At 67.4% G+C, this 18006-nt stretch carries 20 protein-coding genes and 2 tRNA genes; 2 read left to right on the top strand and 20 right to left on the bottom strand.

What is annotated here, in order from left to right; genetic code table 11:
* Positions 1 to 9: 9 nt before the first annotated feature.
* The 4 genes from ED208_RS09830 to prpB all read right to left on the bottom strand — a co-directional run bounded on the left by ED208_RS09830 (position 10) and on the right by prpB (position 5309).
* Complete coding sequence (locus ED208_RS09830; protein WP_123211729.1) at positions 10 to 459, bottom strand: SRPBCC family protein; 450 nt, start codon at positions 457 to 459, stop codon at positions 10 to 12.
* A 107-nt stretch (positions 460 to 566) separates the two neighbouring features.
* Positions 567 to 3182 (bottom strand): Fe/S-dependent 2-methylisocitrate dehydratase AcnD, encoded by a 2616-nt coding sequence (acnD, locus tag ED208_RS09825; protein ID WP_123211728.1) that lies wholly within the window; start codon positions 3180 to 3182, stop codon positions 567 to 569.
* A gap of 33 nt (positions 3183 to 3215) precedes the next feature.
* The gene (prpC, locus tag ED208_RS09820) at positions 3216 to 4376 is read right to left on the bottom strand and encodes a bifunctional 2-methylcitrate synthase/citrate synthase (RefSeq protein ID WP_123211727.1); all 1161 of its coding nucleotides are present in this window, start codon (positions 4374 to 4376) and stop codon (positions 3216 to 3218) included.
* Positions 4377 to 4418: 42 nt separating this feature from the next.
* Positions 4419 to 5309, bottom strand: coding sequence for a methylisocitrate lyase (prpB, locus tag ED208_RS09815; RefSeq protein WP_123211726.1), 891 nt, complete (start codon positions 5307 to 5309; stop codon positions 4419 to 4421).
* 156 nt (positions 5310 to 5465) lie between these two features.
* On the opposite strand from prpB, the gene ED208_RS09810 reads away from it, so the two are divergent.
* Both ED208_RS09810 and ED208_RS09805 read left to right on the top strand, forming a co-directional pair.
* Positions 5466 to 5541: transfer RNA gene (locus tag ED208_RS09810), tRNA-Lys, on the top strand.
* 29 nt (positions 5542 to 5570) lie between these two features.
* A tRNA-Pro gene (locus ED208_RS09805) sits at positions 5571 to 5647 on the top strand.
* Positions 5648 to 5653: 6 nt separating this feature from the next.
* Here ED208_RS09805 and queC read toward each other — a convergent pair.
* The 16 genes from queC to ruvC all read right to left on the bottom strand — a co-directional run bounded on the left by queC (position 5654) and on the right by ruvC (position 17984).
* Positions 5654 to 6331, bottom strand: a complete 678-nt coding sequence (gene queC, locus ED208_RS09800) for a 7-cyano-7-deazaguanine synthase QueC (protein WP_123211725.1) — start codon at positions 6329 to 6331, stop codon at positions 5654 to 5656.
* On the bottom strand, positions 6328 to 7008 hold the full coding sequence (gene queE, locus ED208_RS09795; protein WP_199720595.1) for a 7-carboxy-7-deazaguanine synthase QueE: 681 nt from the start codon (positions 7006 to 7008) through the stop codon (positions 6328 to 6330). Before queE ends, queC begins: the two co-directional genes overlap by 4 nt.
* A gap of 28 nt (positions 7009 to 7036) precedes the next feature.
* Positions 7037 to 7888 (bottom strand): tol-pal system protein YbgF, encoded by an 852-nt coding sequence (gene ybgF / locus ED208_RS09790; protein WP_123211724.1) that lies wholly within the window; start codon positions 7886 to 7888, stop codon positions 7037 to 7039.
* A gap of 15 nt (positions 7889 to 7903) precedes the next feature.
* Positions 7904 to 8428, bottom strand: coding sequence for a peptidoglycan-associated lipoprotein Pal (gene pal / locus ED208_RS09785; protein ID WP_123211723.1), 525 nt, complete (start codon positions 8426 to 8428; stop codon positions 7904 to 7906).
* Positions 8429 to 8519: 91 nt separating this feature from the next.
* On the bottom strand, positions 8520 to 9836 hold the full coding sequence (gene tolB, locus ED208_RS09780) for a Tol-Pal system beta propeller repeat protein TolB (RefSeq protein WP_123211722.1): 1317 nt from the start codon (positions 9834 to 9836) through the stop codon (positions 8520 to 8522).
* A 40-nt stretch (positions 9837 to 9876) separates the two neighbouring features.
* Positions 9877 to 10806, bottom strand: a complete 930-nt coding sequence (gene tolA / locus ED208_RS09775) for a cell envelope integrity protein TolA (protein ID WP_123211721.1) — start codon at positions 10804 to 10806, stop codon at positions 9877 to 9879.
* Between the two features lie 30 nt (positions 10807 to 10836).
* Entirely contained in the window at positions 10837 to 11295 is a 459-nt protein-coding gene (gene tolR, locus ED208_RS09770; RefSeq protein ID WP_123211720.1) for a protein TolR, read from the bottom strand.
* 13 nt (positions 11296 to 11308) lie between these two features.
* Positions 11309 to 12001, bottom strand: a complete 693-nt coding sequence (gene tolQ, locus ED208_RS09765) for a protein TolQ (RefSeq protein ID WP_123211719.1) — start codon at positions 11999 to 12001, stop codon at positions 11309 to 11311.
* A gap of 63 nt (positions 12002 to 12064) precedes the next feature.
* Positions 12065 to 12466, bottom strand: a complete 402-nt coding sequence (gene ybgC, locus ED208_RS09760) for a tol-pal system-associated acyl-CoA thioesterase (RefSeq protein WP_123211718.1) — start codon at positions 12464 to 12466, stop codon at positions 12065 to 12067.
* 6 nt (positions 12467 to 12472) lie between these two features.
* Positions 12473 to 13498, bottom strand: a complete 1026-nt coding sequence (gene ruvB / locus ED208_RS09755; RefSeq protein ID WP_123211717.1) for a Holliday junction branch migration DNA helicase RuvB — start codon at positions 13496 to 13498, stop codon at positions 12473 to 12475.
* 94 nt (positions 13499 to 13592) lie between these two features.
* Entirely contained in the window at positions 13593 to 14201 is a 609-nt protein-coding gene (locus ED208_RS09750; protein ID WP_123211716.1) for a PqiC family protein, read from the bottom strand.
* 11 nt (positions 14202 to 14212) lie between these two features.
* Positions 14213 to 15196, bottom strand: coding sequence for an MlaD family protein (locus tag ED208_RS09745; RefSeq protein ID WP_123211715.1), 984 nt, complete (start codon positions 15194 to 15196; stop codon positions 14213 to 14215).
* On the bottom strand, positions 15183 to 15971 hold the full coding sequence (locus tag ED208_RS09740; RefSeq protein ID WP_123211714.1) for an ABC transporter ATP-binding protein: 789 nt from the start codon (positions 15969 to 15971) through the stop codon (positions 15183 to 15185). Before ED208_RS09740 ends, ED208_RS09745 begins: the two co-directional genes overlap by 14 nt.
* Complete coding sequence (locus ED208_RS09735; protein WP_123211713.1) at positions 15968 to 16786, bottom strand: MlaE family ABC transporter permease; 819 nt, start codon at positions 16784 to 16786, stop codon at positions 15968 to 15970. The genes ED208_RS09740 and ED208_RS09735 overlap by 4 nt, the downstream gene beginning before the upstream one ends.
* A complete protein-coding gene (gene ruvA, locus ED208_RS09730; protein ID WP_123211712.1) occupies positions 16783 to 17376 on the bottom strand; it encodes a Holliday junction branch migration protein RuvA in 594 nt (197 codons plus the stop codon). The genes ED208_RS09735 and ruvA overlap by 4 nt, the downstream gene beginning before the upstream one ends.
* Positions 17376 to 17984, bottom strand: a complete 609-nt coding sequence (ruvC, locus tag ED208_RS09725) for a crossover junction endodeoxyribonuclease RuvC (RefSeq protein WP_123211711.1) — start codon at positions 17982 to 17984, stop codon at positions 17376 to 17378. The genes ruvA and ruvC overlap by 1 nt, the downstream gene beginning before the upstream one ends.
* Between the last annotated feature and the right edge of the window lie 22 nt (positions 17985 to 18006).

The raw sequence follows: 18006 nt of genomic DNA, 5'->3' as shown, positions 1-18006 counted from the left end.
CGACGTGGGTTATGCGCCGTCCGGAATCTCCGGCTCGACGAGTTGGGTCAGCAGTTGCAGGGATTCCTGCCAGCCCAGGTAACAGAACTCGGTGGGGATCGCGTCGGGAATGCCTTCCTGCGTGATGCTCAGCTCGGTGCCGCAGGCCACGGCGCGCAGACGCACCGTCACCAGCATCTCGCCCGGCAGATTGGGGTCATCGAAGCGATCCGTGTGGCGGATCAATTCACCGGGCTTGAGCTCGGTGTAGCGAACGCTGAACGCATGGCTGGAGCCGGTGCCCAGATTGGTGAACGACATGCGATAGCCGCCCCCCACCCTCGCATCCATGTCCTCGATGCGGCCGACGAAGCCGTGCGGCGGCAACCATTTGCAGAGCGCGGCCGGTTCGACAAAGGCGCGATAAATCCGCGCCGGCGGGGCCTTCAAGACACGGTGCAACTGGACGGTTCCTGGCATGGCTCAATACTCCGGAAGTGACGGATGGTCGGAGAGCGCGAAACCCGCCCTCCCACCTAGCCGTCGAACGAGCAGGCCTGGAATCGACATCCCCGGCCCGAATCCGTTCAGGCCGCCTTGTTCGACGCCAGGAAGTCCTGCGCAAACCGCTGCAACACGCCACCAGCCTGGTAGATGGAGACTTCCTCGTCGGAATCCAGACGGCAGGTCATCGGCACTTCGAGCTTCTCGCCGTTCCTGCGGTGCACGACCAGCGTCAGCGTCGCGCGCGGCGCCAGCTTGCCGGCCACCTCGTAGGTCTCGGTGCCGTCGATCCCCAGGGTCAGGCGGGTGGTCCCCGGCTTGAACTCCAGCGGCAGCACGCCCATGCCGATGAGATTGGTACGGTGGATGCGCTCGAAGCCTTCGGCGGCGATCACCTCGACACCGGCAAGGCGCACGCCCTTCGCCGCCCAGTCACGCGAGCTGCCCTGACCGTAGTCCGCGCCGGCGACGATGATCAGCGGCTGCTTGCGCTCCATGTAGGTCTCGATGGCCTCCCACATGCGCATGACCTTGCCGTCCGGCTCCACGCGCGCCAGCGAGCCCTTCTTCACCTTGCCGTCCACCACCACCATCTCGTTGACCAACTGCGGATTGGCGAAGGTGGCGCGCTGCGCAGTGAGGTGGTCACCACGGTGGGTGGCGTAGGAATTGAAGTCCTCCTCCGGCAGGCCCATCTTGTGCAGGTACTCGCCGGCGGCGCTGTCCATCAGGATCGCGTTGGAGGGCGAGAGGTGGTCGGTGGTGATGTTGTCCGGCAGCACGGCCAGCGGCCGCAGATTCTTGAGCGTGCGCTCACCGGCCAGCGCGCCTTCCCAGTACGGCGGGCGGCGGATGTAGGTGGACATCGGGCGCCAGTCGTACAGCGGCTTGGTCTTGTTGTCCTCGACGATCTTGAAATTGAACATCGGCTCGTAGACGGCGCGGAACTGCTCCGGCTTGACGCTTTTGGCGATCATCGCGTCGATCTCGGCGTCGCTCGGCCAGAGATCCTTCAGGCGGACTTCCTTGCCGTCCTGATCGGTGCCCAGCACGTCCTTCTCGATGTCGAAGCGCACCGTGCCGGCGATGGCGTAGGCCACCACCAGCGGCGGGCTGGCCAGGAAGGCCTGCTTGGCGTAGGGGTGGATGCGGCCATCGAAGTTGCGGTTGCCGGAGAGCACGGCGGTGGCGTACAGGTCGCGGTCGATGATCTCCTGCTGGATCTTCGGATCAAGCGCGCCGGACATGCCATTGCAGGTGGTGCAGGCGAAGGCGACGATGCCGAAGCCGAGTTGCTCCAGGTCCGCGAGCAGGCCGGCTTCCTTGAGGTACAGCTCGACGGCCTTTGAGCCGGGCGCCAGCGAGGTCTTCACCCAGGGCTTGCGCGCCAGGCCCTTGCGCACCGCATTGCGCGCCAGAAGGCCGGCGGCGATGACGTTGCGGGGGTTCGAGGTGTTGGTGCAACTGGTGATCGCGGCGATGATGACGCCACCATCCGGAATCAGACCCTGCGCTTCTTCGGCGCGCGCGGCTTCGAGCTTGTCGGCGCTGGCGATGCCACGCTCTTCCAAGGCGCTCACCGGCAGACGCTTGTGCGGGTTGGAGGGGCCGGCGAGATTGCGCACCACGGTGCTCAGATCGAACTTCAGCACGCGCTCGTACTCGGCGGTCTTCAGCGCGTCCGCCCACAGGCCGGTCGCCTTGGCGTAGGTCTCGACCAACTGGACCTGGGCCGACTCGCGGCCGGTCAGCGTCAGGTAGTCGAGCGTCTGCTGGTCGATGTAGAACAGCGCCGCCGTGGCGCCGTACTCCGGGCACATGTTGGAGATCGTCGCGCGGTCGCCGATGGTGAGCGCCGAGGCGCCCTCGCCGAAGAATTCGAGATAGGCGCCGACCACCTTCTCCTTTCGCAGAAACTCGGTCAGCGCCAGCACCACGTCGGTCGCGGTGATATTGGGCTGCGGCTTGCCGGTCAGCTCGACGCCGACGATGTCCGGCAGACGCATCCAGGAGGCGCGGCCGAGCATCACGTTCTCGGCTTCCAGGCCGCCGACACCGATGGCGATCACGCCGAGCGCATCGACGTGCGGCGTGTGCGAGTCGGTGCCGACGCAGGTATCCGGAAACGCGACGCCATCCTGCGTGTAGATCACCGGCGACATCCGCTCCAGATTGATCTGGTGCATGATGCCGTTGCCGGCCGGGATCACATCGACGTTCTTGAACGCGAGCTTGGTCCAGTTGATGAAGTGGAAGCGGTCCTCGTTGCGACGGTCCTCGATGGCGCGGTTCTTGGCGAAGGCGTCCTTGTCGAAGCCCGGCGCTTCCACCGCCAGCGAGTGATCGACGATCAACTGCACCGGCACCACCGGATTCACCTTGGCCGGATCACCGCCCATGTCGGCGATGGCATCGCGCAGGCCCGCGAGATCCACCAGCGCGGTCTGACCGAGGATGTCGTGACAGACGACACGGACCGGGAACCAGGGGAAATCGAGATCGCGCTTGCGCTCGATCAACTGCCCCAGATAGGCATTGACCTTCTCTGGCTCGCCCTTGCGCACCAGGTTCTCGGCATGCACGCGCGCGGTGTACGGCAACTTGGCCCAGGCTCCGGGCTTGATCGCGTCAACGGCAGCGCGCGCGTCGAAGTAATCGAGCCGGGTGCCAGGGAGTGGTTTGCGGAAGGCGGTGTTCATCGAGACTCTGCTGGCTAGAGGGCTGGCGATCGCTTACTTGCGGTCCTTGATGGCCACGAACTTGAGGTCCTCGGGGCCGGTGTAGTTGGCGGACGGACGGATGATCTTGCCGTCGATGCGCTGCTCGATGATGTGCGCGCTCCAGCCGGAGGTACGGGCGATCACGAACAGCGGCGTGAACATGTCGGTGGGCACGCCCATCATGTGGTAGCTCACCGCGCTGAACCAGTCGAGGTTGGGGAACATCTTCTTGATCTCCCACATCACCGTTTCCAGCCGCTCGGCGATGTCGAACATCTTCAGGTTGCTCTGGTCCTTCGACAGGGTGCGCGCGACTTCCTTGATGACCTTGTTGCGCGGATCGCTGACGGTGTAGACCGGGTGACCGAAACCGATCACCACTTCCTTCTTCTCGACGCGGGCGCGGATGTCGGCCTCGGCCTCGTCCGGGTTGTCGTAGCGCTTCTGGATCTCGAAGGCGACTTCGTTGGCGCCGCCGTGCTTAGGCCCACGCAGGGCACCGATGCCGCCGCAGATGGCGCTGTAGATGTCAGAGCCGGTGCCGGCGACGACGCGACTGGTGAAGGTCGAGGCGTTGAACTCGTGCTCGGCGTAGAGGATCAGGCTGGTGTGCATGGCCTTCACCCACAGCTCCGGTGGCTTGGTGCCGTGCAAGAGGTGCAGGAAATGGCCGCCGATGGAGTCGTCGTCGGTTTCCACCTCGATCCGCTTGCCGTTGTAGGCAAAGTGATACCAGTACAGCAGCATCGAGCCCAGCGAGGCCATCAGCTTGTCGGCGATGTCACGCGCGCCTGGATGGTTGTGGTCGTCCTTCTCCGGCTTGACACAGCCGAGCACCGAGACGCCGGTGCGCATCACGTCCATCGGGTGCGAGGACGGAGGCAGTTGTTCCAGCGCCACTTTCACCGCCGCCGGCAGGCCGCGCAGGGACTTGAGCTTGGTCTTGTAGCCAGCCAGCTCGGCCTTGGTCGGCAGCTTGCTGTGCACCAGCAGATGCGCGATCTCCTCGAACTCGCAGGCATCAGCGACATCGAGAATGTCGTAGCCACGGTAGTGCAGATCATTGCCGGTACGGCCGACGGTGCACAGCGCGGTGTTGCCGGCGGTGACGCCGGAAAGCGCAACGCTCTTCTTGGGCTTGGGGCCGGTGGCGGGGGCAGCAGCTTCGCTCATGGGTTCTCCTGAATGTGGGCGGATGACGCGGTGGCCGGGCGATCAGCCCTTCTTGGCGGCGAAGAGTGCGTCGAGCTTCTTCTCGTAGTCGAAGTAGTTGATGGCTTCGTAGAGCTCCATGCGGGTCTGCATGGTGTCGACGACGTTCTTCTGGGTGCCATCGCGGCGCAAAGCCTTGTAGACGTTCTCTGCCGCCTTGTTCATGGCGCGGAAGGCCGACAGTGGGTAGAGCACCAAGCTGGCGCCGGCGGCGCCCAGTTCCTCGGTGGTGAACAGCGGCGTCGAACCAAACTCGGTGATGTTGGCGAGCACCGGCACCTTCACCGCATCGGCGAACTGGCGGTACATCTCCAGGCTGGTCATCGCCTCGGGGAAGATCATGTCGGCGCCAGCCTCGACGCAGGCCACGGCACGTTCGATGGCCTTATCCAGCCCCTCCACCGCCAGCGCGTCGGTGCGCGCCATGATCACGAACTGCTCGTCGGTGCGGGCATCGACCGCCGCCTTGACGCGATCCACCATTTCGCCCTGACTGACAATCTCCTTGCCCGGGCGGTGGCCGCAACGCTTGGCACCGACCTGATCCTCGATGTGCATGGCCGCACCGCCCGCCTTGATGAGGCTCTTGACCGTGCGCGCGACATTGAACGCGCTGGAACCGAAGCCGGTATCGACATCGACCAGCAGCGGCAGATCGCAGACATCGGTGATGCGGCGGACGTCGATCAGCACGTCTTCCAGGCCGCTGATGCCGAGATCCGGCAAGCCCAGGGAGCCGGCGGCGACACCGCCACCGGAGAGGTAGATGGCCTTGAAGCCTGCCCGCTTCGCCAACAGGGCGTGGTTCGCATTGATCGCCCCCGGAACCTGCAATGGCTTTTCGGAAGCCACCGCAGCGCGAAAAGCCTGACCAGGAGAGCGAGTGGCGGACATGGCATTACCGTGTTTGGGAGTGATAGCCACACATGGTCGCACAGGCACTGGCCTCAGGAAATACGCCATGTGCCGGATTGCGCGCGGGAGGCTTCTCCCCTATCCTTCGCGCCCTCGCATGGGCGGCGGTACGCTCCTCTCAGCGTGCGGAACCGGGGGTCGTTAGCTCAGCCGGTAGAGCAGTTGGCTTTTAACCAATTGGTCGATGGTTCGAATCCATCACGACCCACCATTTCGGTATCGTCAAGCATCCACGCCAGTCGGGGCGTAGCGCAGTTTGGTAGCGCGCCTGTTTTGGGTACAGGAGGTCGGGGGTTCGAATCCCTCCGCCCCGACCACTTCCTCTAGCGATAGCGCGTCGGATCGGCCAAGCCGGCTGCAGAAAACCCATCGGCACGAATCCGGCAGGAATCGCACTTGCCACAGGCGCGCCCGTCCTGGTCGGCCTGGTAGCAGGACACCGTCTCGGCAAAGTCCACGCCTAGCGCCGCACCGCGGCGGATGATCTCGGCCTTGTGCCAGGCGATCAGCGGGGTGTGGATGCGAAAGCGCGCGCCCTCGACGCCAGCCTTGGTAGCGACATTCGCCAGCGTCTCGAAGGCGGCGATGAATTCCGGCCGACAATCCGGGTAGCCGGAGTAGTCCACGGCATTGACACCGATGAACAGATCGCGCGCGCCGACCACCTCGGCCTGGCCCAGGGCCAGTGACAGAAACAGGGTGTTGCGCGCCGGCACATAGGTGACCGGGATGCCACTGCTGGGCGCCTCGGGCACGGCAATGCGGCGGTCGGTGAGCGCCGAGCCGCCAATGGCGTCGAGATTGACCTCGATATGGGTGTGCCCCACCGCGCCCAGGCGCGCTGCCACCCGCTCGGCGGCCTTCAGTTCGGCGATGTGCCGCTGACCATACGCGACCGACAGCGCGTGGCACTGGTAGCCGGCATCACGGGCAATCGCCAGCACGGTGGCCGAATCGAGCCCACCGGAGAGCAGCACCACCGCCTTGGGCGCTGCGCTCATCGACCTGGCTCCTCGCCCCAGAGCTGCTTGTGCAACTGGGTCTGGAAGCGCACGGGCAGGCGGTCGGCCACGATCCAGTCCGCCAGTTCACGCGGGCTGACCTGCTTGTGGCTGGGCGAGAACAGCACCGCGCAGCGCTCGTGCAGACGATGTTCCCGCAGCCGCTCCACCGCCCAGTCGTAATCAGCGCGCGAGCAGAGCACGAATTTCAGCTCATCGCGTGCCGTCAGCAGCGGCAGGTTCTCCCAGCGATTGCGGGCCACCTCGGCGGAGCCCGGCGTCTTGATATCGACGATCCGCGCCACACGCGGATCCACGCCGGCAATGTCCAGCGCGCCGCTGGTTTCCAGCGATACCGCGTAGCCAGCGTCGCAGAGCGCGCTCAGCAGGGGCAGGCAGTTCTTCTGCGCCAGGGGCTCGCCGCCGGTGACGCAGACGTGGCGAACGCCGAGCGCCTGCACCTCGGCCAGCAGATCGGGGATATCGCGCCACTGTCCGCCATGGAAGGCATAGGCGGTGTCGCAGAAGCTGCAGCGCAAAGGGCAACCGGTGAGCCGCACGAACACGGTCGGCCAACCGACCAGGGAGGACTCTCCCTGCAAGGAAAGAAAGACTTCGGTGATTTTCAGGCGTGGCACGAGCTGACCCGCCGCCTCAGAGGGCGGCGCGAGCGGGATATCGTCGGCCGCCACCTGTGACTACCGCTTACCGCGCCTGGTCCAGGCGCTGCCGGGCGAGGCCGGCGGCATTGGATCCAGGGTAATCCTTGACCACCCGACGCCAGGCCGCTTTCGCCGCCTCGGTATCCTTCAACTCAAGCTGGGTCAGCCCGCCCTTGAACAGCGCGTCCGGCACCTTGGGGCTGGCCGGGAAACGCTCGATCAGGGCATTGAAGGCATCCAGCGCCGGCTTGTACTGGCGCTTGATGTACAGCGACTCGCCCATCCAGTACCAGCCGTTGTCGGCGAAGTTGCCTTGCGGCCACTTATCGAGCATGGCCTTGAAGCCGGTGATGGCGCTGTCGTACTTGCCGGCCTTCAGAAAATCAAAGGCCTTGAGATAGGCCGTTTCCTCTTCCGCACCGCCGCCACTGGTCGGGGTGCTGTTGAGGCGCGGACTCACCACCAAAGCCGGCGTGGTGGCAGTGCCGGCCGCCGCCGCACCCGACAAGGGCGGCTGCGAAACCCCGTTGTCGAAGCTGGGTGTGGCCGGCGCAAACGGCGGCAGCGTGCTGCCCGGCAGGGTTTCCAGCTTCTGGATGCGACGATCCAGATCCAGATACAGATCCTTGCCGCGACGCTCCTGGCTGTCGATGTCGAAGCGCAGGCGCTCAATCTCGCCACGCAGGGTGCGCAGCTCGTCCTGGGTGCGGGACTCGTCCTTGTTCTCGACACCGCTGACGCGCCGGGAGAGATCGCCGATCTTGCCCTCGATGGCACGCAGACGAATCTCTTCCGGCGACAGCGGCTCTTCGCCAGTACGGCTCAGCGGCGTGCAGGCCGAAGCCAGGACGGCGACGGCCAGTACGAGTACAGACGGAGCGTAGCGCACCGACATCGGTCTGGCCCGAGCTTACTGGGCGATTTCGACGCGGCGGTTCTTGGCCCAGGCGGCTTCGTCGTGACCAGGGGCGGCCGGACGCTCTTCGCCGTAGCTGACCACGGAGATCTGGGCGTCGGTGGCGCCGACGGCCTTCAGGGCGCGGGCAACGGAGATGGCGCGGCGCTCGCCCAGGGCGATGTTGTACTCGGCCGAACCGCGCTCGTCAGCGTGGCCTTCCAGGCGCACCTTGGCAGCCGGGGTCGAGCTCAGGTAGCGGCCGTAGTTGTCCACCACGGTCTGGCCGGCGCTGTCGATGTCGGTCTGGTCGAAAGCGAAGTAGATGGTCTTGCTGTCGAGGCTGTAGGCGCCAGCGGCGCCGGTGCCGGAACCGATGGCCGAGCCCGCGCCAACGCCGTCAGCGCCGGAGCCGGAGGTGGAAATGCCGCCGTTGTCGTAGGCGCCGGGGTTGGGGCCGGCATCCTTGCTGCCCTTGCTGGCGCAGCCAGCGAGGGTGAGACCGGCGAGCGCGGCGATCAGGACGAGGTTCTTGTTCATTGTGTAGCTCCTGCGAATTGAGTGAGGCTGAATTGAAGGAACACGCGGAGGTGTTCGGGAAATAAAAGACGTCGCTGTTGAAAGTCCAGGCTTAACGGCTGTAGGGGCCCCAGGCCGGCTCGCGTACCTCGCCGGGCTGGCGCATGCGCTGACGCACCCTGCCATCCACTGTCACCGTCGCCAGCTCGGCACCACCACGACCTATCGTGGAGTAGATGATCACCGCGCCATTGGGGGCAAAGCTGGGGCTTTCATCCAGAGGGCCGTCGCTCAGCTTGCGCATCGCTCCGGTCTGGACATCGACAAGGGCAATAGAATACCGCCCGCCGTCGTTATTCACCACCGCAATACTCTTGCCATCCGGCGAGAAACGCGGCCGCTGGTTCTGCTTGCCCTGGAAAGTCAGCCGTCGCGGCTCGCCGCCGGCGGTGGGCATCAGATAAACCTGCGCCGAGCCGCCGCGGTCGGAAGTAAAGGCAATGGTGTTGCCATCCGGCGAGAAGTTCGCCTCGACGTCGATGGCGAAGTGGTCGGTCAGGCGCCGGCGCTGACCGCTGGCGATATCGATCAGGTAGAGATCGGGATTGGTCTCGAACGACAGCGTCACGATCATCTTGCTACCGTCCGGCGACCACACCGGCGCGCCGTTGATGCCGCGCTCGGAGACCAGCTTGCGCAGCTCACCGGTGGCGAGGGTATGGATGAAGATCGCCGAGCGGCCCTTCTCGTAGCCGACGTAGGCCAGCTTCTTGCCGTCCGGCGACCAGGCCGGCGACATCAGGGTCTCGCGCGAGGCGGCGATGGTGCGCGGGTTGTAGCCATCGGCATCGGCGACGATCAGCTCGAAGCGCCGCGCCAGGCCGTAGCCGGAGGCCGTAACGTAGGCGATCTGGGTGTTGAAGTAGCCCTTGGTGCCGGTCAGCTTCTCGTAGATCAGATCGGCGATCTGGTGGGACACCACCCGCAACTGGTCCGGCGTCACTGCCGGCATGTCGAAGCCCAGCACCTGCTGGCCGCGATAGACATCAAGCAGGAAGAAGCGCACCGCCACCCCACCCTTGGGGCTGCGCGACAACGAGCCGATCACCAGGTTCTCCATGCCCACCGCCCGCCAGTTGCGGTAGTCGACCTGGTTCACCGCCGAGGGCGTTTCCAGCATGTCGGCGCGCGGCAACGCGGTGAACAGGCCGGAGCGCACCAGGTCGGCCTCGACGATGCCGGCCACGTCGAAGTTGATGTCCGGCGGCGTGGCGAACGGCGCCACCGCGATCGGCTGGGCGCCGGTATCGCCACCGACCACCGAGATGTCCAGCGCCGCGCGGGCCGGACCGGAGCAGACCAGCAGCGCCGCCAGGACCGGCAGCACCGACTGGGACAGGGAAACACGCAGGTTGTAGAAGAGGCGCATGGGGATTGGCTTTCTTGGAAGCACCGAAAAACTTGAGAGCTTAGAACCGCGGCTGGAAGGAGATGTTCAATTCCGGCACGAAGGCCGAGGGCTCCGGGGGCAAGGGCAAGGGAGAAGCCTTGTACACCGCCTTGAGCACCGAGTCGTCGAGGATCGGCGAACCGCAGCTCTTGGTGATGGTGGCGCTGACCACCTGGCCGTTGGGCAGCAGACGCACGTTCAGCTTGCAGATGAACTGATCGGTATTGCCCGGCGGGCGCAGCCAGGCGCGCTCCAGCGCCCGGTTGATCATCTGTGCCCAAGTGATCTGCGCGGCCCGGATCACCTGCGCCATGCGCGCGTCCTCCTCGGCCTGCAACTGCCGCTGCAAGGCCTCCTGACGCGCCTTTTCCTCGGCGCGCCGCTTGTCCTCAGCCTCCTTGCGAAGGCGCTCTTCCTCGGCCAGCTTGCGCTGCCGCTCTTCCTCGGCGGCGCGCTTCTTCAGCTCCTCGGCTTCACGCTTGGCCTGGGCTTCCGCCTCGGCCTTGACCCGCGCGGCCTCCGCCTCGGCCTGCTTGGCGAGCAGGCGCTCGGCTTCGAGCTTGGCCGCCGCCTCGCGCTTCTGCTCGGCGATCTCGGCTTCCTGGCGCAGGCGCTCGGCCTTCTTGGGATCTTCCTTGGGTGGCTCGGGCTTGGGCTCGGGCTTCGGCGGTTCCGGCTTGGGCTCGGGCTTCGGCGGTTCCGGCTTGGGCTCCGGTTTCTGCGGCTCGGGCTTGGGTTCGGGTTTGGGCGGTTCGGGAACCGGGTCCGGCTTCGGCGGCTCGGGCGCCGGCGGGGGCGGCTTGCCCTCGCGAGGCGCCTCCAGCAGCGCCGCTTCGATGATCTCGGGCTGCGGCGGCTTGGGCGTGCACTGCACACCGCCCAGCAGCAGGCCCAGCAGCAGCACGTGCATCAGCACGGCGGCCAGCAATTGCGAGGGCTTGAAAAGCATGGCGGAAGTTCGGGAGGTCCGGTCGGGCGACTAGCGCTGCTTGGACTTGCCGGCGTCCGGCGGCTCGGTGATGAAGCCGAGTTTGGTCGCCCCACCCTTCTGCAACAGCGCCATGCCGTTCAGTACCCGGCCGTAATCGACCTTGGTATCACCACGGATCAGGATGTTGGTCTGCGGCTTGTTGCGCAGCACCGCGCCGACCCGCTGCACCACCTCTTCGTCACTGAGCGGCTTGCCGGTCTCGGTGCCGATGTCGAGGAAGTAGCGACCACGGGCATCGACGGTGAGGGTCACCGGCTCGTCTTCCACCACCACCGGCTCGCTGGAAGCCTGCGGCAGTTCGACTTCCACACCCTGTACCAGCAGCGGTGCAGTGACCATGAAGATGATCAGCAGCACCAGCATGACGTCGATGTAGGGGACGACGTTGATCTCGGCGTTGAGCCGACGCCGACCGCTGCTGCGGCCGGTCTGGATGGAACCTGCCATCGCCGGCTCCGCCTCAGGCCTTGGCGCCGTGGCCGCGCAGGCCGCGGTCGACGATGCCGATCATTTCTTCCGAGAAGGTGTGGTAGCGGGTTTCCAGCTGATCCACGGCACGGCTGAGGAAGTTGAAGGCGATCATCGCCGGGATCGCCGCGAACAAACCCATGGCGGTGGCGATCAGCGCTTCGGCGATGCCGGGCGCGACCATCGCCAGGCTGGCCTGCTTGACGTTACCGATGGCGATGAAGGCGCTCATGATGCCCCAGACGGTGCCGAACAGGCCGACGTAGGGGCTGGCGGACGCCACCGTCGCCAGCATCGACAGGCCACCCTCCAGGCGCTCGACCTCGCGCACCTGCGCAACCCGCATCTGCCGCTGCACGGCGGCGAGCGCGTCTTCCGGCTCGGTGCGGCCGCCCAGGCCCTGCTGACGGGCGAATTCCTCGTAGCCGGCCTTGAAGATGGCGGCGACGCCCTCTTCCGGCTCGCGGTTGCGGGTCATGGTGGTGTAGAGGTCGCCGAGGGTGCCGCCGGACCAGAAGCGGCTCTCGAAGTCCGCCGCGTTGCGCTTGGCACGCGCCAGCAGGCTGCGCTTGGTGAGGATCACCGCCCAGGACAGGATCGAGGCCAGCAGCAGCAGCGCCAGGATCACCTGCGCCAGGAAGCTCGCCTGCAGGATCAGATGGGAAAAGGAAAGTCCGCCGTTCATGGGTCTGTACGCGTGGTCTTGTGTGGTTTTTGAAATCCGGCCCGGAGCCGCAAGTGCCTATTGTTAATCATCCAGCCAGCCCGTGGGCCAGGAACGCGGTTTAAAACTGACGATATCGACACAGGCCACCCGCACCCGGGCGGTCGCCAGCACCGCGCCGGGCTCGCCCGCGCGGTGCAGGGTCTGCGCGAAGATCAGGCTCGCGCGGCCGCGTTCCGCCACCTCGACGGCGACATCGAGCAGATCGTCGAGACGCGCCGGACGACGGTAGTCCACCTCGACCCGCGCCAGGGTGAACGCGGCGCCGTGCTGCTCCGCCAACACCGTGTGACTGCGCCCGCGCGAACGTAGCCACTCGCTGCGCGCACGCTCGAACCAGCGCAGGTAATTGGCGTGGTAGGCCACACCGCTGGCATCGGTGTCTTCGTAGTAGACCCGGATCGGCCAGCGAAAGATTCCGCTCATGGCCGCTCAGGCGCCGCCGCTGAACAGGCCCGGCGTGCTGGGCGCGGTCAGCCCCAGGTGCCGATAGGCCTTGGCGGAGGCCACCCGGCCGCGCGGGGTGCGCTCGAGAAAGCCCTGCTGGATCAGATAGGGCTCGATCACGTCCTCGATGGTGTCGCGTGCTTCGCCGATGGCGGCGGCCAGGCTCTCGACCCCGGCCGGACCGCCGTCGAAACGGTTGATGAGCACGTCCAGCAAGCGGCGGTCGAGCGGATCGAAACCCTCGCCATCGACATCCAGCAGCCGCAGTGCGGCGGCCGCCATCGCCTCGGTGATCACCCCTTCGCCGCGCACCTCGGCGTAGTCGCGCACCCGCCGCAGCAGGCGGTTGGCGATGCGCGGGGTACCGCGCGAGCGGCGGGCGATTTCGCGGGCGCCCTCGCCCTGCACCGGCGCGCCGAGGATGCCGGCCGAGCGGCTGACGATCTGGCTAAGGTCGTCCACCCCGTAAAACAGCAGGCGCTGGACGATTCCGAAGCGGTCGCGCAGCGGGCTGGTCAGCGCGCCGGCGCGGGTGGTGGCACCAACCAGGGTGAACGGCGGCAGGTCGAGGCGGATCGAACGCGCCGCCGGCCCCTCGCCGATCATGATGTCGAGCTGATAGTCCTCCATCGCCGGGTACAGCACTTCCTCGACCACCGGCGACAGCCGGTGGATCTCGTCGACGAACAGCAGGTCGCGCGGCTCCAGATTGGTCAGCAGCGCGGCGAGGTCGCCGGCCTTTTCCAGCACCGGCCCGGAGGTCACCCGCAGATTGACGCCCATCTCGGCGGCGAGGATGTGCGCCAGGGTGGTCTTGCCCAGGCCGGGCGGGCCGAAGATCAGGACGTGGTCCAGGGCTTCCTGGCGGCGCCGCGCCGCCTCGATGGCCAGGCCCAGCTGCTCGCGGACCGCCGGCTGGCCGACGTAGTCGGCCAGGCGCTGCGGCCGGATCGCGCGGTCGACGCGGTCTTCTTCGGTGGCGCCAGTGGCGGAAACCAGGCGGTCGCTCATGCGTGGAAGTGGAGTGGATCGGAGGGCGACGGCGGCGGTGAACGCCCGGCGCGTCTGGTCAGGATGCGCAGTGTCTCACACCGGGTCGCTACGATCAGTGCGGACCGGTCGCTGGCGCCGCCGGCAGCGCCTGCACCAGCGGCTCCAGCGCCTGCTGCAGTGCCTGCTGCATGGCGGCCATGCTGGCCTCCGGGCTGGCGGCGGCGAGCGGCACGTCGGCGTCAAAGCGGCCGGTACGGCCGGCGGGCTCGGCGTGCCGGGCATAGGCCCAGCTGCCGCGCAGGTGCAGCACGCCGTCCGGCCCAGGCTCGAAGGCATCCAGGCTCAGCGACAGGGTGGCGTCGGGGGCACGGCCATCCGGCGTGGTCAGTGCCAGCACCGCGTAGTCGGCGCGGCGCGCCGCCAGCGCCTGGGTAAGCCAGCGGGTGACCGCTTTCGCCGGGCGCTCCGCCCATTCCACCTGCTCGTACTGGCGCAGCTCGGCTCCCTCGGCGCGGTAGACCAGTTGGCGCCGGTCCAGATAGTCGGGCACGGTCACCGCCCTAACCACCAGACGCGGCCGGATCAGCTCGCTCTGCGCCGGTGCCGGCCCCTCGTAACTCAAGAGCAAGCGGCGCGGCGCGGCGGGCTGCGGGCCGGCGCAGGCGTTCGCGAACAGGCTCAGGGCGAGGATGGCGAGCAGCTTCAGACGGAAGTAGGACATGGCGGGAACCTCTAGTTGCCGAAGACCAGGGCGTTGGGGTTGCGCTCGACGGTGTCGGCGAAGCTGCGCAGCGACTCGGCGCTGGCCGCGAGATCGCGCAGGGCCTGCTCCAGATCGGCCCGCAGCGGCGCGCCGGGCGCGGTCAACTCGGCGGTGTTGGCGAGGGTCTGCTCGGCCGCGCTGAGGGTCTTTTCGGCGCGGCTGAGCGCCGCCTCGGCGGAACTCAGGGTCTTGTTGAGCTGCGGACCGGCCACGTCCAGGGTGGCGCTGGCCTTGTCGGCAGTCCCGCGCACTGCGGCCAGGGTGCCGTCCATGGTCGCCAGCGTGCGGCTGGCCTGGTCCAGGGTCTTGCGCGCGGCGGTGGCGGTGCTGCGCAGTTCCTGGTCGAGCGTGCCCAGGCTACCGCCGGCGCTCTTGCTCAGCTCGCTGATCGAGGCCACCAGGGTCTTCACGTCGTCGGCGATCTGGCGGAACGGGATCTGGCTGAGCTGGTCCTTGATGACATCGAAATCCGACTTCACGGTCGGAATCTCCGGAATCGAGGGGTTCGGGCTGCCGACCAGCACCAGCGGCGTGTTCGGGCGGAAGTCCAGATCGACGCCCAACTGGCCGGTGACGATGCTCTCCATGTTGAGCTTGGCGCGCAGGCCCTTCTGGATGAAGGCCTCGAAGGGAATATCGATATCCTCGCGGCTGCCGCCGATCACCTGGATCTGATTGGGCAGCACGCTGAGATAGACCGGGATGCGGGCATTGAGGGTGGTGGCGTCGAACTGCAGGGCGATGCGGTCCACCGAGCCCACCTTGACGCCCCGGAAGTTCACCGGTGCGCCGACCACCAGGCCGTTGACGTTGCCCTCGAAGAACACCACCGCCCGCTGCTTGGGGGTGAACAGGGCGCTACCGCCGAGGGTGATGATCGCCACCGCGACCAGGGCCAGGGCGCCCAGCACAAAGGCGCCGATCGCAGTCGGATTCGCTTTACTCACGCCCATCTTCAACGTCCTCCGGTGGAACCTCGCGCCTCAGGAAGGCGTGCACAAAGGGATGATCGCAGGATTCCAGCAACTGCTTCGGCGCGCCTCGGGCAATCGGCCGCTTGCTGACCGCGTCGAGGAAGATGCCGTCGTCGCCAATCGCGAACAGGCTGGGCAGTTCGTGGGTGACCACCACCACCGCCGCGCCGGTGCGCTCGCGCAGGTCGAGGATCAGTTCGTCGAGCTTGCGCGAGCTGATCGGATCGAGGCCGGCCGAGGGTTCGTCGAGGAACAGGTACTCCGGCTCCAGTGCCAGCGCCCGCGCCAGGCCGGCCCGCTTCTTCATGCCGCCGCTGATCTCGTTGGGCAGTAGGTCGGCGGCCGCCGACAGCCCCACCAGTTCCAGCAGGGTCTCGGCGCGTTCGCGCTGCTCGGCGGCGGACTGGCGGCGGTCGCCGTTGAGCTTCATCGGCAGCATCACGTTCTCGGCCAGGGTCATGGTCGAGAACAAGGCCGCGCCCTGGAACAGCACGCCGAAGCGGCGGCGGATGGCGTCGCGGGCCGCTTCGTCGGCGAGCCAGTAGTCGTGATCGCCGTAGAGCACCTGCCCCGCTGCCGGTGGCATCAGGCCGATCAGGTGCTTGAGCAGGGTGCTTTTGCCGCAGCCGGAGCCGCCCATGATGATGAACACGCTGCCCTTGGCGACCTCGAAGCTGACCTCTTCCTGGATCAGCTTGCTGCCGTAGGCCATGCGCAGGCCGTGGACGACGATGGCGGGCGTATTGGCACTCATACGTCGAGCGCGTAGGCGCAGAGGGCAAACACGGCGTCGATGACGATCACCCCGACGATGCCGCTGACCACCGCCCGGGTGGTGGCCTCGCCCACGGCGGCGGCGTTGCGGCCGGCGCGCAGGCCGTGAAAGCAGCCGGCGAAGGCGACCAGGAAGCCGAACGCCAGACTCTTGCCCGCGCCGAGCACGAAGTGGGTGCCGGCCAGGGCATCGGCGCTGCGGCTCCAATAGAGATGCGAGGAGAGATCGAGCATGCCGGCGGAAACCGCCCAGCCGCCCAAGAGCCCCACCGCGCAAGCGTAGGCGTAGAGCAGCGGCGTCATCAGCGTCAGCGCCAGCACCCGTGGCAGCACCAGGAATTCCACCGGCGAGACGCCCAGGGTCTTGAGCGCGTCCACCTCCTCGTTGCCCTGCATCGTGGCGATGCGCGCCGCGAAGGCGGCGCCGGTACGGCCGGACAGCACCACGGCGGTGATGACGGCCGCCATCTCGCGGACGGTGGCGATGCTGACCAGATCGGCGACGAACTGCCCGGCGCCGAATTTCAGCAGCTGCACCGCGCCGACGAAGGCGAGGATGGCGCCGACCAGCAGATTCACCAGGCTCACCACCCCGAGGGCGCCGGCGCCGCTGGCCTGCACCACCGCCCAGGCGTCGGCGCGGTCGAAACGTGCCTTGCCGCGCAGCAACCGGCCAATGGCCAGGATCACCTCGCCCAGCAGGGTGGACACCTCGCGCAGCACCGCCAGCCGCGCCAGCACGCCGCGCCCAAGCGCCGCCAGGGCCAGGATCCGCTCGCGGCGTGCGTGGCTCATCGCACCGCGCGCTTCAGGGCTTCGCGGATCAACTGGTCGGTGCCCATGCCCTCGGCCTTGATGGCATTGAGCAGCTTGTCGGCCTCCGCCGTCTTGTAGCCCAGCGCTTCCAGCGCCGAACGCGCCTCCGCCAGCGGCGTGGCCGGCTGCGCGGTGGCGGCACCGCCGAGACTGGCCGGGCCATCGACCGCGCCGGCCTTCTCGCGCAGCTCCAGCACCATGCGCTCGGCGGTCTTCTTGCCGATGCCGGGCAGTTTGGTCAGCCGCACCGCATCGCCGGCGCGCACCAGGGCCCAGAACTCCTCGACGCTGACCCCGGACAGCACCGCCAGCGCCAGCTTCGGGCCGACGCCGGAGAGCTTGATCAGTTCGCGGAACAGGGCCTTCTCGGCCAGGCTGGCGAAGCCGTAGAGCAGGTGCGCGTCCTCGCGCACGGTCAGATGGGTGTGCAGGCTCACCGCCTCGCCCAGCGCCGGCAGCTTGTAGAGGGTGGACATCGGCACTTCCAGCTCGTAGCCAACGCCACCGACATCCACCAGCAATTGCGGCGGTGCCTTCAGCACCAGCTTGCCGCTGATTCGACCGATCATCACCAACTTCCCTTGAGTGCCGGATGCCCTTGGCTGATGGTGCCACGAACATGGGCATGGCAGAGCGCCACCGCCAGCGCATCGGTGGCGTCCTCGGAGTGCGCGGCCTGGAGCTTCAGCAGCAGCTTCACCATCTGCGCGATCTGCTGCTTGTCGGCGCGGCCGTGGCCGGCGATGGCCAGCTTCACCTGCGCGGCGGCGTACTCCGCGAACGGCAGGCCGGTGCGGGCGGCGGCCAGCATCGCCACGCCGCGCGCCTGCCCCAGCACCAGCGCGCTCTGGGCATTGCTGCGGTTGACGAAGGTTTCCTCCAGCGCGATCTCGTCCGGGCGGTGTTCGGCGATCACCGCGCACAGGCCCTCGAACACGGTCAGCAGGCGCTCCGGCATCGCGCCCTGGGTGGAGACGATGCGGCCCGCGGCCAGAAACTGGCTGCGCTGCCCCCGGCACTCCAGCAGGCCCCAGCCGGTGTAGCGCGAGCCAGGATCAATGCCGAGCACCCGCACCGGCGCGACCGCGACTGCGGCCTTGCGCGCCCCGGGAGCGGGAGCGGCGGAAACGGCCGGCAGCCGGCGCAGTTCATCGAGAGATTTCAGTCGGCGGGCCATGTCTGCTTGCCTGCCGTGCGCC

Source organism: Stagnimonas aquatica (genome assembly GCF_003730135.1).
Lineage (GTDB): Bacteria > Pseudomonadota > Gammaproteobacteria > Nevskiales > Nevskiaceae > Stagnimonas > Stagnimonas aquatica.
This window is presented reverse-complemented; position numbering and strand designations above follow the sequence as displayed.

Coding starts and splice junctions, on each gene's coding strand:
- ED208_RS09830 (WP_123211729.1), bottom strand. CDS start 459: ATGCCAGGAACCGTCCAGTTGCACCGTGTCTTGAAGGCCCCGCCGGCG.
- acnD (WP_123211728.1), bottom strand. CDS start 3,182: ATGAACACCGCCTTCCGCAAACCACTCCCTGGCACCCGGCTCGATTAC.
- prpC (WP_123211727.1), bottom strand. CDS start 4,376: ATGAGCGAAGCTGCTGCCCCCGCCACCGGCCCCAAGCCCAAGAAGAGC.
- prpB (WP_123211726.1), bottom strand. CDS start 5,309: ATGTCCGCCACTCGCTCTCCTGGTCAGGCTTTTCGCGCTGCGGTGGCT.
- queC (WP_123211725.1), bottom strand. CDS start 6,331: ATGAGCGCAGCGCCCAAGGCGGTGGTGCTGCTCTCCGGTGGGCTCGAT.
- ybgF (WP_123211724.1), bottom strand. CDS start 7,888: ATGTCGGTGCGCTACGCTCCGTCTGTACTCGTACTGGCCGTCGCCGTC.
- pal (WP_123211723.1), bottom strand. CDS start 8,428: ATGAACAAGAACCTCGTCCTGATCGCCGCGCTCGCCGGTCTCACCCTC.
- tolB (WP_123211722.1), bottom strand. CDS start 9,836: ATGCGCCTCTTCTACAACCTGCGTGTTTCCCTGTCCCAGTCGGTGCTG.
- tolA (WP_123211721.1), bottom strand. CDS start 10,806: ATGCTTTTCAAGCCCTCGCAATTGCTGGCCGCCGTGCTGATGCACGTG.
- tolR (WP_123211720.1), bottom strand. CDS start 11,295: ATGGCAGGTTCCATCCAGACCGGCCGCAGCAGCGGTCGGCGTCGGCTC.
- tolQ (WP_123211719.1), bottom strand. CDS start 12,001: ATGAACGGCGGACTTTCCTTTTCCCATCTGATCCTGCAGGCGAGCTTC.
- ybgC (WP_123211718.1), bottom strand. CDS start 12,466: ATGAGCGGAATCTTTCGCTGGCCGATCCGGGTCTACTACGAAGACACC.
- ruvB (WP_123211717.1), bottom strand. CDS start 13,498: ATGAGCGACCGCCTGGTTTCCGCCACTGGCGCCACCGAAGAAGACCGC.
- ED208_RS09750 (WP_123211716.1), bottom strand. CDS start 14,201: ATGTCCTACTTCCGTCTGAAGCTGCTCGCCATCCTCGCCCTGAGCCTG.
- ED208_RS09745 (WP_123211715.1), bottom strand. CDS start 15,196: ATGGGCGTGAGTAAAGCGAATCCGACTGCGATCGGCGCCTTTGTGCTG.
- ED208_RS09740 (WP_123211714.1), bottom strand. CDS start 15,971: ATGAGTGCCAATACGCCCGCCATCGTCGTCCACGGCCTGCGCATGGCC.
- ED208_RS09735 (WP_123211713.1), bottom strand. CDS start 16,786: ATGAGCCACGCACGCCGCGAGCGGATCCTGGCCCTGGCGGCGCTTGGG.
- ruvA (WP_123211712.1), bottom strand. CDS start 17,376: ATGATCGGTCGAATCAGCGGCAAGCTGGTGCTGAAGGCACCGCCGCAA.
- ruvC (WP_123211711.1), bottom strand. CDS start 17,984: ATGGCCCGCCGACTGAAATCTCTCGATGAACTGCGCCGGCTGCCGGCC.